We start from the raw sequence: 14,420 nt of genomic DNA, 5'->3' as shown, positions 1-14,420 counted from the left end.
CGACCGTATGGACTTCCGCCTCACCGACGACCAACGCGCCCTCCAGGCCGGGATGCGCGACCTCCTGGCCGCCCGTTTCGACCGCGAGCGGCTCCGGGCCACCGTGCGGAACCCTGCCCTCGACCGCGCCCTGTGGCGCGCACTCGGCGACGCGGGCTTCTTCGCCCTTCGCCTTCCCGAATCCGAGGGCGGTGTCGGACTGGGCCTGCCCGAAGCTGTCCTGCTCTTCGAAGAGGCGGGCCGCGCCCTGCTACCCGGCCCCCTGGTGGCCACCCACCTCGCCGCGGGCTCCGTACCGGGTGCGGCCTCCGGCGATACGGTCGTTACGGCCCGCGACGGCGAACTCATCGAGTGGCTGACGGACGCCGACCACATCCTGGGCGAAGCCCCGGAGCCCACCCCCGCCCCCACCCCTACCCCCATCCGCTCCATCGACCCCCTCACCCCCCTCCACCGAGTCCGCTCCCGCCCCACCACCACCCCGTGCCCCGGCGCCGCCCTCCTCACCGCCGCCCAGCAGCTCGGCAGCGCGGGCCGCACCCTCGATATGGCGGTGTCCCACGCCCGCACCCGCGAACAGTTCGGCCAGCCCATCGGCGCCTTCCAGGCCGTCAAGCACCTCTGCGCCCAGCTGCTGGTCCGTACGGAGACGGCACGTACCGCCGTCTACGCGGCCGCCGTCACCGAAGACCCCCTTGACCTCGCCACCGCCAAGCTGCTGGCCGACGAAGCCGCCGTGAACAACGCCCGCGACTGTCTCCAAGTCCACGGCGGCATGGGCTTCACCTGGGAGGCCGACGTGCACCTCCATCTGAAACGCGCCTGGGTCCGTGCCCAGCAGTGGCAGACAGCGGCCGAAGCCGAGGAGGCGCTGGCCACCGGACTGGGACAGCCGTGAGTCGATACCAGGTCGTGACTGACCTCAAGCGGTCGGGAGGATTCCGCTCCGGTACCCTCCCTGGGGTACGAGTGGTTCAAAGGCGCAACCATGAGGGGGCGCGTCGTTCGACTCCCCCTCTGGGGTGTCGCACAGTATGCCGTACGCATACTCCTTTGCGCCGGAATATGCCTGAAGCGCTTGTTCATATGACAGCCCGTCCAGCAGGCTGTGTGGCTCCGGGGTCACGATCCGTGACTCCGTCGGTCTTGGTGGTGTGAGCGGTGCAGGTGCTTCAGGTGCAACTGGAGATCGGTCCAGACCCTATGGAGGTCGGCCGCGCGCGGCGATGGGCCCGGTCACGGCTGGCCGGTTCTGGGATCAGCGCGGACGGTCCATTGGGCGAGACGTTGATTCTGCTGGTCTCTGAGCTGGTGACCAATGCTGTCGTACATACCGGCTGTCCGGCCGTGCTGCGTATGCTGCTGCCCGATCGGCACGCTGACGGGACCGTACGGGTCGAGGTCGCCGACAGGAGCAGCAAGGCGCCGCGGCGGCGGCAGGCCGAGGGTGATGACACCGGCGGCCGTGGACTGGAGCTTGTCGACGGGCTCGCCGACCGCTGGGGCTGGCAGCCGGAGGGTGATGGCAAGCGCATCTGGTGCGAGTTGGACCCGGAAACGCTGCCGATGGGCGCATATGCCCAACCATGCGCCGGGGTAAATGGGGTATAAGGGGCAAAGCGCCGATCAGGTGTTGACGAGTCGTATCCGGATGATCACCCTGGATTGAGCGATTCGTTGTGAGGGGACGTCGAGGGACTGCCTTCCTTGGCGAGTGCGGGTCGCGGTCCGGTGCCGGATTCTCCACCGTGAGAGACAGGGCCCGAGTGCCGGAGCCGGGTGGCGGTCCGCAATACCGTGCTCGGGGTGCGTATTGCGCGCCGCCACCCAGCCGGGGTGCCCCGTTACGGGGTGGGCGAAGTCGTCGTGGCTGGTGTGGGTGGGTGGTTGCCTAGCGGGGTGGAGCCAGTTGCCCCGTTACGGGGTGGGGGAAGTCGTCGTGGCTGGTGTGGGTGGGTGGTTGCCTAGCGGGGCGGCGCCCGTTGCCCTGCTGCGGGGTGGGTGCGCCAGGAGGTGCCCGACCAGTTCCCAAAAACCGGGGCTTCGGCCCAGGTCTGCGGGGCCGGGGCGAAGCCCCGGTTTCGGGAAGGGGCGGGATTGGGGACACCCCCTCATGCGGCACGACCCGGCCGGACACCCAGCCGTGTTGGGGTGGTTTCACAGGATGGCGACCGGGGCTACGGGCGTTCCGGTGCCACCGACGACCGGCTCCGGGGTTGCGCAGAGGAAGAAGTCATAGCGGCTTTCGGCCGCGCAGGCCGCTGAGAGCTCTTCCAGGTTCCAGTTCTGGCCTTGCAGGAGGCCCATCTCGACCAGGTCGAGCGCGTGTACCGGCAGCCAGAGGCCCTCGATCTCCGGAGGGAAGATCTCAAAGGTGATGGTGTCGTTCGCGACGGCCGCGATATCGCGGGCGTGAAACCACTCGGGGGTGCGGATGGACAGCCCCGGCGAGGGAAACGCGTACGCGTCCTTGTCGCCGGTGAGATACCGCTGAATCTGCCCAGTCCGTATAAGTACGATATCGCCCGCTTTAACGCGGATACCCGCCAACTCCTCCGCCGCGTCCAAGTCCTCGGGGCTGACCGCGTGGTCGTTCGGGAGCCGCTCCATGCCATGTGCGCGGGCCACATCGAGCAGCACTCCACGGGATACCACGGGTCCGGTCTTCTCGATCCCGCTGAACGCGGCGCCGCCATGTGCGGTGATGGTGTCGGCGGTACGGCCGTTGTAGATCTTCCCCGAGTGTGAGACATGGGGGAGGGCGTCCCAGTGGGTGGCCGTCTGAAGTCCCATGGTCACCACGTCATCGCTGGTGGCGACGGCTCCCGGGCCGAACAGTTCCTGGTTGATCGCGACCATGGTGTGCAGCGGATTGACCCGCCCCGGGATAAGGCCGGTCTGGACTCCGTCCTGCCTCAGCGGCAGCGCGAGAGAGATACGGCGGCCGGTCCGGATGGCGGCGGCCGCGCTCCGTACCACCTCATCGGTGATCAGGTTGAGGGTGCCGATCTCATCTGCCCCGCCCCAACGTCCCCAGTTGTTCACCCGCTTGGCGATGTCATGGAACTCGGCTGGGAGTGGCATACGGCTCCTCCTCCAAGTGACCCGCTTATGGGGCTTGTGTTCGGCTCGCGTGTGCTCAAAAATCTAACGGTCCGTCAGAAAAGATGGGAAGGGGCGCGCCGTGGGGAACTTCTTGGCCGGCAAGGTGGTCGCCATCACCGGAGCCGGGCGCGGCATCGGCCGGGCGGTGGCGCTGGGCTGCGCGCAGGCCGGGGCGAAGGTGGTCGTCAATGACTACGGGGTGTCGGTCGACGGCAGCGAGCCAACCAGCGAGATCGCGGCCGGCGTGGTCAAGGAAATCGTCGCGGCGGGCGGGGAGGCGGTCGCCGTCGCCGACGATGTCTCCACCATGGCCGGTGGGCAGCGGATCGTGGACACCGCGCTGACTGAGTACGGGCGGATCGACGGGGTCGTCTGCGTGGCCGGGATTCTGCGGGAGCGGATGCTCTTCAATATGACGGAGGAGGAGTGGGACCCCGTTGTCGCCACTCATCTGAAGGGCACGTTCACGGTCTTCCGGGCAGCCTCGGCGGTGATGCGCAGGCAGAAGTCCGGCACGCTCATCGGCTTTACGAGCGGCAACCACCAGGGGAGCTTCTCCCAGGCGAACTACGCCGCCGCGAAGGGCGGCATCATCTCGCTGGTACGGAGCGCGGCGCTGGGTCTGCACAAGTACGGCGTAACGGCGAACTGCGTGGCGCCGGTTGCCCGGACCCGGATGTCCGCCAATGTCCCCACGGAGCTGAAGGAGATCGGCGACCCGGAGGACGTCGCCGCGCTCGTTGTCTATCTGCTCTCCGACCATGCCCGGTCAGAGGAGATCACCGGTCAGGTGTACACCGTGGCCGGGCCGAAGATCGCGGTCTGGGCGCAGCCACGGGAACTGCGCGCCGCGTACGCCGATGGCGCGTGGACGCCCGAGCGGATCGCCGACTGTCTGCCTGGGTCGGTCGGCGCCGACCCGATGCCGCTGCTCGCACAGCTGCGGTCCACCGCGGAGTAGGCGGCCGTGGACTTCAGCTTCGGACCGCAGGACGAGGCCTTCCGCGCGGAAGCCCGCAGCTGGCTCGCTGAGCACCGGGTGCCGCCGCAGGGAGCCGATCCCCACTCCTGGGAGCGGGAGTTGGGCCGCGGCGGCTGGATCGGTATCGGCTGGGACCGTACGTACGGCACCTACGGCAACCGCGCCGCGACGCTCCTCCAACAGGTCGTATGGGCCGAGGAGTACGCCCGCGCCGGAGCCCCGGCGCGGATGGGGCATATCGGGGAGAACCTGCTGGCGCCCACGCTGATCGAATTCGGCGACCCACACCAGCGCGACCGGTTTCTCCCACCCATCGCACGCGGCGAAGAGCTCTGGTGCCAGGGCTACAGCGAACCCGGCGCGGGCTCCGACCTCGCCGGGATACGGACCGCCGCCGTCCGGGACGGCGATACGTACCGCATCACCGGCCAGAAGATCTGGACCTCCCTCGCCCGCGAAGCCGACTGGTGCTTCGTCCTGGCCCGTACGGAAGAGGGATCGCGGCGGCACCACGGACTCTCATTCCTGCTCGTCCCGATGGAGCAGCCAGGCCTTATCGATATCCGCCCCATCCGGCAGATGTCGGGGGAGGCCGACTTCAACGAGGTTTTCTTTGACGGCGCGACCGCTGACACCGCGCACTGCGTCGGTGGCGAGGGCAACGGCTGGCGCGTCGCCATGGGACTCCTGGCGCTGGAGCGCGGTGTGTCCACGCTCGCCCAGCAGATCGGCTTCGCCGCGGAGCTGGACGAAGTCATACGCCTCGCCCCCGCCCACGACCCCCTGATACGGGAACGGCTCATCACCCAGTGGGCCGAGCTCAAGGCCATGCGCTGGAACGCCCTCCGCACGCTGGGCAGCACGGACGATCCCGGCGCGCCAAGCGTGGCCAAGCTGCTCTGGGGCGGCTGGCACCAGCGGCTGGGTGAGCTGGCGATGCTGGTGCGCGGGCCCGCTGCGAGCGTCGGCCCCCAGGACTGGACGCCGGAACAGCCCTACGTACTGGACCCACTCCAGCGCCTCTTCCTCTTCACCCGCGCCGACACCGTCTACGGCGGCTCGGACGAGATTCAGCGCGAGATCATCGCCCAGCGGGTGCTGGGCCTGCCCAGGGAGCCACACCCATGACCACTCGCCAGCAGCACTGGATCAACGGAGACCGGCACACCCCCGAAGGCGGCCACTACCAGATCACCAACCCCGCCACCGAAGAGCCGGTCGGGCAGGCACCCGAGGCGAGCCCGGCCGACGTGGACGCCGCCGTACGCGCCGCACGTACCGCCTACGACGACTGGTCCCGCACCGACCCCCGTAAAAGAGCGGCCATCCTCGACCGCATAGCCGAACTGCTCGCCGAACGTGCCCCGGACCTGGTCCCGCTCATCCAGGCCGAGACCGGCGCGACGCGGAAGGTGGCCGCCGGGATGCAACTGCCGCCCGCCATCGACCGCTTCCGGCGCTACGCCCGCGTCGAGCCCGACACCATCCCGCTCGCCCCACAGCCCGTGCGGGCCAGCGCGCTCGCCCCCGGCGGGCTGATCGGCGCCGCCGCGGTACGCCGCCCCGTTGGCGTCGTCGGCTGCATCACCTCCTACAACTTCCCCGTGGTGAACCTCGCGGGCAAGGTCGCCCCCGCCCTCGCCATGGGCAATACGGTCGTCTGCAAGCCCGCTCCACAGGACCCCCTGGCCACCCTGGAGCTGGGCCCGATACTCCAGGAAGCCGGGCTCCCCGACGGCGTCTTCAACGTCATCACCGGCTCCGGCGCCGCCCCCGGCGAAGCCCTGGTCGCACACCCCGGGATCGACATGATCAGCTTCACCGGCTCCACGGCGGTCGGCAAACGTATCGCCGAGGCGGCCGGACGCACCATGAAGCGCACCCTGATGGAGCTCGGCGGCAAGGGCGCGGCCATCATCCTGGACGACGCCGACGAGCGAGCCGTCCAGGCCGCCCTGGGCGCCGCCGCCTCCACCTGGGCCTTCCACAGCGGCCAGATCTGCACCGCACCCACCCGCGTCCTCATCCCCACCGCCCGCTACGACGAGATCGTCACCGCCCTCACCCGGTACGCAGCCTCCCTGCCCACCGGCGAGACCGTCGGCCCCCTGATCACGGCCGCCCAGCGCGACCGCGTCGAGGCGTATATCGCGGGCGCCCGCGACCAGGGCGCCCGGATCGCCGTTGGCGGCGAACGCCCTGACCTCAAGCCCGGCTACTACGTCCCGGCCACCCTCATCACCGACGTCACCCCCGAGATGACCGTCGCCCAGGAGGAGCTGTTCGGCCCGGTAGTCGTAGCCATCCCCTACACCGACGAGGACGACGCCACCCGCATCGCCAACAACACCCCTTACGGCCTCTACGACTACGTCTTCAGCTCCGACACCGCCCACGCCTGGGCCTTCGCTGCCCGCCTGCGCAGCGGAAACATCGGCATCAACACCCTGCAGCGCCACCCGGAAACCCCCTTCGGCGGCTTCAAGGAGTCCGGCATCGGCCGCGACGGCGGCTCGTTCAGCCTGCACGCCTACAGCGAGCTCCAGTCCATCGTCTGGCCATCCTGAAGGAGCGGTGATGAGAGGCGTAATCTTCGACGGCAAACACCCCCAGGTCGTCAATGACCTGGAGCTACGCGCCCCAGCCCCCGGCGAGGTCCTGGTCAGCATCCGGGCCGCCGGCCTGTGCCACAGCGACCTTTCCGTCATCGACGGCACGATCCCCTTCCCGCCCCCCGTGGTCCTTGGCCACGAAGGCGCGGGCGTCGTCGAGTCAACCGGCCCCGGCGTGACCCACGTCGTACCGGGCGACCATGTGGCCCTGTCCACCCTCGCCAACTGCGGCACCTGCCCCGACTGCGACCGAGGCCGCCCAACCATGTGCCGCAAGGCCATCGGCCGCCCCACCCAGCCCTTTTCCCGCAAAGGCGACGGCACCAAGCTCTACAACTTCGCCTCCAACTCCGCCTTCGCCGAACGCACCCTCGTCAAGGCCGTCCAGGCGGTGAAGATCCCCACCGACCTCCCCTTCACCTCCGCCGCGCTCATCGGCTGCGGCGTACTCACCGGCGTCGGCGCCGTACTCAACCGCGCCAGGGTCGACCGGGGTGAGTCGGTCGTCGTCATCGGCACGGGCGGCATCGGCCTCAACGTTCTCCAGGGCGCCCGGCTCGCCGGAGCCGCCCCCATCGTCGCCGTCGACACCAACCCGGCCAAGGAACCCCTGGCCCGCCAGTTCGGCGCGACCCACTTCCTGCCCTCCGCCGCCACTTCCGCCGTCCGGGACATCCTGCCCTCCGGCGCCGACCACGCCTTCGAATGCGTCGGCAGCCCCGCCCTCATCCGCCAGGCCATCGACCTCCTCGACCGCCACGGCCAAGCCATCCTCCTGGGCGTCCCACCCGCCAGCGCCGAGGCGTCCTTCCAGGTCTCCACCCTCTACCTGGACAAGTCCATCCTCGGCTGCCGCTACGGCTCCGCCCGCCCCCAGCGCGACATCACCCTCTACGCGAACCTCTACCGAGAGGGCCACCTGCTCCTCGACGAACTGGTCACCCAGACCTACCCCATCGAAGACTTCCCCAAGGCCACAGCCGAAGCCCGCCAGGGCCGGGTGGCCCGCGCCGTACTCACCTTCTGACTGTGTTGTGGGCACTCGGTCCGCCCGAGGGGCGTGGGGGCACCTCCCAGCGGTAGCTGGGGGAGGGTGGGCACAACACCCGGCCACCGGCCCCCACCGGGCCAACCCCGGGGCCCGGGGCGCAAGCCCCGGTTTCCGGGAAGGGGAGGGTATAGGGGGAATCCTCACGCCGGACGAAACGTTCGGCGATACGCACTCGGAGAAACCCCAATCGCCGCCTGCATATGCTGCCGCAGCGACGCAGCCGTCCCAAACCCCGCCTCCCCCGCAACCCGGTCGATCGGCAGATCGCTGGATTCCAGCAACTCCCGGGCCCGCTCGATACGCTGCTGCGTCAGCCACTGCATCGGCGTAAGCCCGACCTCCTCCCGGAAGCGCCGGTTGAAGGTCCGTACGCTCATGGACTCCCGTGCGGCGAGTTCCCCAAGGGTGACGGGCCCGGCGAGGTGCTCAAGCGCCCACGCCCGGGCCGCGCCCGTGGAGGAGATCCCCGGCTCGGGAACGGGCCGCCGGATGAACTGGGCCTGGCCACCGTCACGGTGCGGCGGCACAACCGTGGCGCGGGCCACCTCGTTGGCCACCGCCGAGCCATGGTCGCGGCGGATCATATGCAGGCACAGATCGATCCCGGAGGCTTCCCCGGCCGAGGTGAGGACATCACCCTCGTCGGCGTAGAGGACATCCGGGACGAGCTCAACATCCGGGTACAGCCGCTGGAAGTGCTCGGCGGACTTCCAGTGAGTGGTCGCCCGGCGACCACTCAGCAGCCCGGCGGCGGCCAGCACGAAGGCGCCGGTGCAGATGGAGGCGATTCGCGCCCCGGACCGGATCCGGGCGAAGGCCTCGACCAGCGGAGCAGGCAGCCGCCCCTCCGTCTCCGTCTCATCGAACTCATGGGAGGCCGGGACGATCACGGTATCGGCCTCTCCCAGGACCTCCGGACCATGCCCGACATGGACCGGGAAGTCGGCGTCCGTACGGACCGCTCCGGGACTGAGCGTGCAGGTCACAACCGTGTACAGCGGCTCCCCAGCGGCCGACCGCGCCTGGCCGAACAGCTGGTGCACCAGGCCCAGCTCCATCGGCATCAGCCCGTGCCGGACCAGCACGGCCACCCGGTGCCGACCGGGGTGCGTAAAGACGCTCATGGCCAGATCCTTCCACACATTGGCATTCTGGCCACTCGTCTTGACGACGATGGGCACGCAGGATCGGGCACATGAAGGTGCTATGGATTTTCGCCCACCCCGAGCAGCGCTCCCTGAACGGTTCGCTGATGTCCGAAGGTCTGCGCCAGCTGTCAGAGCTCGGGCACAAGCATCAGGTGTCGGACCTCTACGCCATGGGATGGCAGCCGGTCGTGGACACCGCCGACTTCCGACGCGAGTCCCGCGACCGCCTGTTCATCGGCGGGGAGCAGGAGCGCGCCTACACGGAAGGGAAGCTCAGCGACGACATCCTGGCCGAGCAGGAGAAGATCGATTGGGCCGACACTCTGGTCTTCCAGTTCCCGCTGTGGTGGTTCGGGCCACCCGCCATCCTCAAGGGCTGGTTCGACCGCGTACTGGTGCAGGGCTTTGCCTTCGGCATCAAGGACGCGAACGGCCGCACCCTGCGCTACGGAGACGGCGGGCTGGCCGGAAGGCGCGCGCTGGTCATCACATCGGTCGGCGCACGCGAGTCGAGCTTCGGCCCACGCGGTATCCATGGCCAGCTGGAGGAGGTGCTGTTCCCGTTGCTGCACGGGACGTTCTGGTACACCGGGATGTCCGCACTGCCGCCGTTCGCGGTGTACGGGGCGGATCGCCTGACGGACGCGGACTACAGGAAGTACGCTGCGGCGCTACGCGAACGGCTGCGTGCACTGGAAACCACGGAGCCGCTGCCCTACCGCTACGAGCAGGGCAGCGACTACAGCGACTACAGCGACTACAGCGACTACGATGAGACCCTCGCCCTACGCCCCCACATCGCGCCGGGCCGCACGGGCGTAGGAATCCATTGCGTGACGGTGCGGACGCCGCTTACCGGCGGGCTTCCTGGTCGATCTCGGCGATCAGCCCTTCGATGCGGGACTTGATCTCATCGCGGATCGGGCGCACCGCCGCCACGCCCTGACCGGCCGGGTCGTCCAGCTGCCAGTCCAGATAGCGCTTGCCCGGGAAGACCGGGCAGGTGTCGCCGCAGCCCATGGTGATCACGACATCCGAGGCCTGCACGGCGTCGACCGTCAGCACCTTGGGGACCTCGGCCGACATATCGATGCCGACCTCCTTCATCGCCTCGACCGCGGCCGGGTTGATCTGGTCGGCGGGGGCCGATCCCGCCGAGCGGACCTCGATACGGTCGCCCGCCAGCTGAGTCAGCCAGGCGGCGGCCATCTGGGAGCGGCCCGCGTTGTGGACGCAGACGAACAGAACGGAGGGCTTCTCGGACATCGGGGACTCTCTTGTCTGACGGTTGTCTCACGACGGAAGGGTGCGGCTGGCATCAGCACCCACTGATGTGACAGTATCAGCCCATGATGACGTCAGTCGACACTGACCTGATCCGGGTTCTCGCGGATCCGCTCAGGCTCCAGATCGTGACCCTGCTCGCCCGCGAGACCCTGTGCACCACGCACCTGGTCGAAGAGACCGGCGCCCGTCAGACGAACCTCTCCAACCACCTCCGCGTCCTGCGCGAGGCCGGAATCGTCGAGACAGAGCCCTGCGGCCGTTTCACCTACTACAAGCTACGGCCCGACGTCATCGCATCCGTCGCGGACTCCCTCGCCGCCCTGGCCGAGTCCGCACGTACCACCACCGACACCGCACGGAAGAGGCCCTGCCCGTGACCAGTACAGACACCACCGCCGCCGAGGAGGCGAAGAGCGACGGGAAGAGCCCCGCCGACGATGCGGGCATCGTCGGCAAGCTCTCCACCCTGGACCGCTATCTCGCCGTCTGGATCCTCGCCGCGATGGCGCTGGGGCTGGGCCTCGGGCGGGCCATCCCGGGCCTGAACGACATCCTCAGCAAAGTCGAACTCGGCGGCATCTCGCTGCCGATCGCGCTGGGCTTGCTGATCATGATGTATCCGGTGCTGGCCAAGGTCCGTTACGACAAGCTCGACGCCGTCACCGGCGACCGCAAGCTGATGATCTCCTCCCTGGTCATCAACTGGGTCGCGGGCCCGGCCGTGATGTTCGCGCTGGCCTGGACGTTCCTGCCCGATCTGCCCGAGTACCGCACCGGCCTGATCATCGTCGGCCTCGCCCGCTGCATCGCGATGGTGATCATCTGGAACGATCTCGCCTGCGGCGACCGCGAAGCAGCCGCCGTACTGGTGGCCCTGAACTCCGTCTTCCAGGTCATCGCCTTCGGCCTGCTCGGCTGGTTCTACCTCGACCTGCTGCCGGGCTGGCTGGGCCTGGGCAACGGCGAGCACCTCGACATCTCCATGTGGAAGATCGCCCTGAACGTCGTCATCTTCCTCGGCGTCCCTCTGGTGGCCGGTTTTCTGACCCGGAACCTCGGCGAGAAGTCGATGGGCCGGGAGAAGTACGAGTCCCAGTTCCTGCCGAAGATCGGCCCGTTCGCGCTCTACGGCCTGCTCTTCACCATCGTCATCCTGTTCGCCCTGCAGGGGAACACCATCACCTCCCAGCCGCTGGACGTGGCCCGTATCGCGCTGCCGCTGCTGGTCTACTTCGCGGTGATGTGGTTCGGCACCTTCGCCCTCGGCAAGGCGATCGGCATCCCCTACGACCGCACCGCGACCCTCGCGTTCACGGCAGCGGGCAACAACTTCGAGCTCGCCATCGCGGTCGCCATCGCCACCTTCGGCGTCACCTCAGGTCAGGCCCTCTCCGGCGTGGTCGGCCCCCTGATCGAGGTCCCGGTACTGGTCGCCCTCGTCTACGTATCCCTCGCCTGGCGCCGGAAGTTCACCACGCAGGCAACAGAGGCAGAGCGCGTCACGACGTAACCGCAGCCGTCGACGTGGTGGTGGTCGGCTGTGGGCACCTCCCAGGCCCCCAGGGCCTGGGAGGCCAAGCCGGGCTCGCCGTCGGCTACCACCTGCGCCGCCTGGGCGCCGAGTTCGTCATCCTCGACGCCCAGGACCGGCCCGGCGGCGCCTGGCGGCACGAACGGAACTACTGCTGCGACGAGGGCTATTCCTCGGTGTCAGTGGCGTCCTCGCTGGATCCTCCCGGCTGCGGCTCCATGACGAAGGAGCCCTTTCCTACGACCGTCCGCACGATGCCCAGCTCCGCGAGGAGTACGAGCGTCTTGCGGGCCGTACCGCGAGCGACCCCGAACTCCTGGACCAGCCGGTCCACGCCGGGCACGGCGCGCCGTGGCGGGTAGTCACCGCGCTCGATGCGGGTTACCAGCACAGCGGCGAGTTGCAGGTAGACGGGGTCCGGCGCGTCGTGATCGATCTCGTCGTCGGGACCGTACCCCGCTGGGATCTCAGTCATGGTCGGAAGGTATGAGGGCAGGGGCACCTCGGTTAATTTGTGTCATGCCATGGCAGGGTGTGACCAGGTACCTGTATTGTCGCGCATACCAAGGACCCCGGCGAGGTGGCTAGACCTCCCGGGGCGTGGCCAAACAGCTAAGAAGGAGCTGAGTGACTTGAGCATTATCCATGCTCTGATTGAGATGGCGAGGGCTCTGTTTGTGCCTCGGCCGACCGGGCGCCACCGGGCGTCTGCCGCGCCCTGCCGGGCGGTCGCGGTGCGGCGTCCTGTCGTGGTGGTGTCGTGGGATCCGCCGTATCTGCCCTGGGCTCCGCGTGGACGGAGTGAGGACTTCATTGATGGTGATGCGACCGTCATGGTCCGTCCGTATCTCGTCGCGTACGAGCAGCAGGAGCGGCGTGCCGCTCTCGCGCTGGTGGGGGTGGCCTGAGTGGATGTGATCTGTGCGCGCTGTGATCTCGTTGCTGATGAGCCGGTCAAGGTGTGTGACATCCACGCAGCCACGGGTCCCGGTCGTACGGTCTGGGCCTGTTTGGCGTGTGCCGTGCACTATTTTCCTGGGCCCGATGCCCTCGACCTGATGGAAACGGCGCCATCCCGCACTGCGGCCGACGGTCGGTGGTTGCGCTGGCTGGAGCACGCTGCCAGGTGTGCGGCGTGCTGTCAGAGCGGCGGGCGTGGGTGCCCGCGTGGGCGGGCGCTCTATCAGGCGTGGAGAGCCGCGCGCACGGTTGCTCAGTAGGGCGGAGGCTCGGGCCGGGGTCAGTCGCAGAAGCTGCCGAAGCCGCCCCGGAAGAAGAGGAGCGGGGGGCGGTTGGGGGCGGGGGTGTCCAGGGACTGGACGCGGCCTACGACGATGAGGTGGTCGCCGCCGGTGTGGACCGTGTGGATGGTGCAGTCGATCCAGGCCGGGGCGCCGTCGAGGAGTGGGGAACCGGTGCTGGGGGCGGGGGTGTGGGTTACGCCCGCGAACTTGTCCGCGCCGCTGATGGCGAAGGCGCGGCACAGCTCGGCCTGGTGGTCGCCGAGGATGTTGACGCAGAAGACTCCGGCACGGGCGATCCGTGGCCAGGTGGTCGAGGTGCGGGCGACCATGAAGGCGACCAGCGGTGGGGTGAGGGAGAGGGAGGCGAAGGACTGGCAGGCGAAGCCCGCTGGGGAGGGGTCGTCGTCGGTGGCCGGGGATGTGATGACCGTAACGCCGGAGGCGAAGTGGCTCAGGACCCGGCGGAGTTCGGACGGAGCAATGGGGGCGCGTTCGTCCTCGCGCACGCATCGGAGTTCCGGGGGCGGGAGGGGGTCGGCCGAGTGCAGAAAGCGTACGGCTGTGGCGGCCATCCCTGCATGTCCCATCATGGGATTATTGAAGCTGATGGAGTGTCAGATTGGAAGGGTTTGGGGGGGTGGGGATGGGTGTTGTGGTTGTCAGCGGCCTTGGTAGTCCGGGGGGCGGCGTTCGGTGAAGGCACGGACGCCTTCGGCGGCGTCTGCGGTGGTCATATTGATCTCCTGGGCGGTCGCCTCGGCGGCGAACGCGGTGGTGCGGTCGGAGTCGAGTGAGGCGTTGACGAGCTGCTTGGTGAGGGCCAGGGCCCGGGTGGGGCCGGTGGCCAGTCGCTCGGCCCATTCGCGGGCCGTCTTCTCCAGGTCGTCGTCCGGTACGACGCGGTTGGCCAGCCCCAGCCGTTCGGCGGCGGGTGCGGGGAGCGCGTCGCCGAAGAACATCAGCTCCTTGGTTCGCTGCGGGCCGATGAGGCGGGTCAGGAGGTAGGCGCCGCCGCCGTCCGGGACCAGGCCACGGCGCGCGAACACCTCGATGAATGTGGCGGATTCGGCCGCCAGGGTCAGGTCGCAGGCGAGTGCTAAGTGTGAGCCCAGGCCCGCTGCCGTGCCGTTGACGGCGGCGATGACCGGTTTTTCGCAGTCCAGTACGGCGGCGATGAGCCGCTGGGCGCCCTGCCGGATCGTACGGGCTATGTCTCCGGCGACACGGTCGCGTTCCGGGCCGGGAGGGGCGGGGGCGCGTAGGTCGGCGCCCGCGCAGAAGGCCTTGCCGGTGCCGGTGATGACGACCGCGCGGATGTCCGGGTCGGCGGAGGCGTCGGCGAGCAGGGCGATGACGCGCTCACGGTGTTCCCAGGTAAGGGCGTTCATGGCCGCTGGGCGGTTGAGGGTGATCCAGGTGACGTGGTTGTGGGTGGCGTGGATGACCGGCTGGTCCATGCG

Annotated in this window: 16 protein-coding genes and 1 pseudogene; 11 read left to right on the top strand and 6 right to left on the bottom strand. The window is 69.0% G+C overall.

Translation table 11 applies throughout. The annotated features are described in order from the left end of the window. The first annotated feature begins 7 nt into the window (after nucleotides 1-7). The gene (locus test1122_RS10035) at nucleotides 8-898 is read left to right on the top strand and encodes an acyl-CoA dehydrogenase family protein (protein ID WP_232268818.1); all 891 of its coding nucleotides are present in this window, start codon (nucleotides 8-10) and stop codon (nucleotides 896-898) included. A 263-nt stretch (nucleotides 899-1,161) separates the two neighbouring features. Beyond that, nucleotides 1,162-1,611, top strand: coding sequence for an ATP-binding protein (locus test1122_RS10030; protein ID WP_232268817.1), 450 nt, complete (start codon nucleotides 1,162-1,164; stop codon nucleotides 1,609-1,611). A 546-nt stretch (nucleotides 1,612-2,157) separates the two neighbouring features. On the opposite strand, the gene test1122_RS10025 is transcribed toward test1122_RS10030, so the two are convergent. After that, nucleotides 2,158-3,084, bottom strand: a complete 927-nt coding sequence (locus test1122_RS10025) for a cyclase family protein (RefSeq protein ID WP_232268816.1) — start codon at nucleotides 3,082-3,084, stop codon at nucleotides 2,158-2,160. A gap of 100 nt (nucleotides 3,085-3,184) precedes the next feature. Between test1122_RS10025 and test1122_RS10020 the strand changes: the two genes are divergently transcribed. From test1122_RS10020 to test1122_RS10005, 4 genes are read left to right on the top strand one after another with little or no spacing between them, the layout of a single operon-like run. Beyond that, nucleotides 3,185-4,066, top strand: coding sequence for an SDR family oxidoreductase (locus tag test1122_RS10020; protein ID WP_232268815.1), 882 nt, complete (start codon nucleotides 3,185-3,187; stop codon nucleotides 4,064-4,066). Between the two features lie 6 nt (nucleotides 4,067-4,072). Further along, nucleotides 4,073-5,215, top strand: a complete 1,143-nt coding sequence (locus test1122_RS10015) for an acyl-CoA dehydrogenase family protein (RefSeq protein ID WP_232268814.1) — start codon at nucleotides 4,073-4,075, stop codon at nucleotides 5,213-5,215. Further along, entirely contained in the window at nucleotides 5,212-6,654 is a 1,443-nt protein-coding gene (locus tag test1122_RS10010; protein WP_232268813.1) for an aldehyde dehydrogenase family protein, read from the top strand. The genes test1122_RS10015 and test1122_RS10010 overlap by 4 nt, the downstream gene beginning before the upstream one ends. Nucleotides 6,655-6,664: 10 nt before the next feature. After that, the gene (locus test1122_RS10005) at nucleotides 6,665-7,726 is read left to right on the top strand and encodes a Zn-dependent alcohol dehydrogenase (protein ID WP_232268812.1); all 1,062 of its coding nucleotides are present in this window, start codon (nucleotides 6,665-6,667) and stop codon (nucleotides 7,724-7,726) included. A 164-nt stretch (nucleotides 7,727-7,890) separates the two neighbouring features. Here test1122_RS10005 and test1122_RS10000 read toward each other — a convergent pair whose 3' ends face one another. Continuing rightward, nucleotides 7,891-8,874: a GlxA family transcriptional regulator gene (locus test1122_RS10000; protein ID WP_232268811.1), complete on the bottom strand. Its 984-nt coding sequence runs from the start codon at nucleotides 8,872-8,874 to the stop codon at nucleotides 7,891-7,893. Between the two features lie 71 nt (nucleotides 8,875-8,945). On the opposite strand from test1122_RS10000, the gene test1122_RS09995 reads away from it, so the two are divergent. Continuing rightward, entirely contained in the window at nucleotides 8,946-9,806 is an 861-nt protein-coding gene (locus test1122_RS09995) for an NAD(P)H-dependent oxidoreductase (RefSeq protein WP_232268810.1), read from the top strand. On the opposite strand, the gene test1122_RS09990 is transcribed toward test1122_RS09995, so the two are convergent. Beyond that, nucleotides 9,751-10,164, bottom strand: a complete 414-nt coding sequence (locus test1122_RS09990) for an arsenate reductase ArsC (RefSeq protein WP_232268809.1) — start codon at nucleotides 10,162-10,164, stop codon at nucleotides 9,751-9,753. The genes test1122_RS09995 and test1122_RS09990 overlap by 56 nt on opposite strands. A gap of 83 nt (nucleotides 10,165-10,247) precedes the next feature. Between test1122_RS09990 and test1122_RS09985 the strand changes: the two genes are divergently transcribed. The 3 genes and pseudogenes from test1122_RS09985 to test1122_RS09975 all read left to right on the top strand — a co-directional run. Beyond that, nucleotides 10,248-10,562 carry an ArsR/SmtB family transcription factor gene (locus tag test1122_RS09985; RefSeq protein ID WP_232268808.1) on the top strand — a complete coding sequence of 105 codons (315 nt, stop codon included), beginning with the start codon at nucleotides 10,248-10,250 and terminating at the stop codon, nucleotides 10,560-10,562. Nucleotides 10,563-10,630: 68 nt separating this feature from the next. Next, complete coding sequence (gene arsB, locus test1122_RS09980; protein ID WP_232271852.1) at nucleotides 10,631-11,695, top strand: ACR3 family arsenite efflux transporter; 1,065 nt, start codon at nucleotides 10,631-10,633, stop codon at nucleotides 11,693-11,695. Between the two features lie 14 nt (nucleotides 11,696-11,709). Then, nucleotides 11,710-11,856 (top strand): annotated as a pseudogene (locus tag test1122_RS09975) (NAD(P)-binding protein); the annotation flags it as partial. 26 nt (nucleotides 11,857-11,882) lie between these two features. Here the strand turns inward: test1122_RS09975 and test1122_RS09970 are convergent. Then, nucleotides 11,883-12,191 carry a GntR family transcriptional regulator gene (locus tag test1122_RS09970; protein ID WP_232268807.1) on the bottom strand — a complete coding sequence of 103 codons (309 nt, stop codon included), beginning with the start codon at nucleotides 12,189-12,191 and terminating at the stop codon, nucleotides 11,883-11,885. Between the two features lie 157 nt (nucleotides 12,192-12,348). Here test1122_RS09970 and test1122_RS09965 point away from each other — a divergent pair, with 157 nt between their 5' ends. After that, nucleotides 12,349-12,624 carry a hypothetical protein gene (locus tag test1122_RS09965; RefSeq protein WP_232268806.1) on the top strand — a complete coding sequence of 92 codons (276 nt, stop codon included), beginning with the start codon at nucleotides 12,349-12,351 and terminating at the stop codon, nucleotides 12,622-12,624. A gap of 332 nt (nucleotides 12,625-12,956) precedes the next feature. Here the strand turns inward: test1122_RS09965 and test1122_RS09960 are convergent, their stop codons facing one another. Together test1122_RS09960 and test1122_RS09955 are read right to left on the bottom strand one after the other, a co-directional pair. Then, nucleotides 12,957-13,550 (bottom strand): flavin reductase family protein, encoded by a 594-nt coding sequence (locus test1122_RS09960; RefSeq protein WP_232268805.1) that lies wholly within the window; start codon nucleotides 13,548-13,550, stop codon nucleotides 12,957-12,959. A gap of 69 nt (nucleotides 13,551-13,619) precedes the next feature. Further along, complete coding sequence (locus test1122_RS09955; RefSeq protein ID WP_232268804.1) at nucleotides 13,620-14,417, bottom strand: enoyl-CoA hydratase/isomerase family protein; 798 nt, start codon at nucleotides 14,415-14,417, stop codon at nucleotides 13,620-13,622. Between the last annotated feature and the right edge of the window lie 3 nt (nucleotides 14,418-14,420).

This window comes from Streptomyces gobiensis, assembly GCF_021216675.1.
Classification (GTDB): domain Bacteria; phylum Actinomycetota; class Actinomycetes; order Streptomycetales; family Streptomycetaceae; genus Streptomyces; species Streptomyces gobiensis.
The sequence above is the reverse complement of the archived record's forward strand: the minus strand, read 5'-3'. Positions and strand labels throughout refer to the sequence as shown.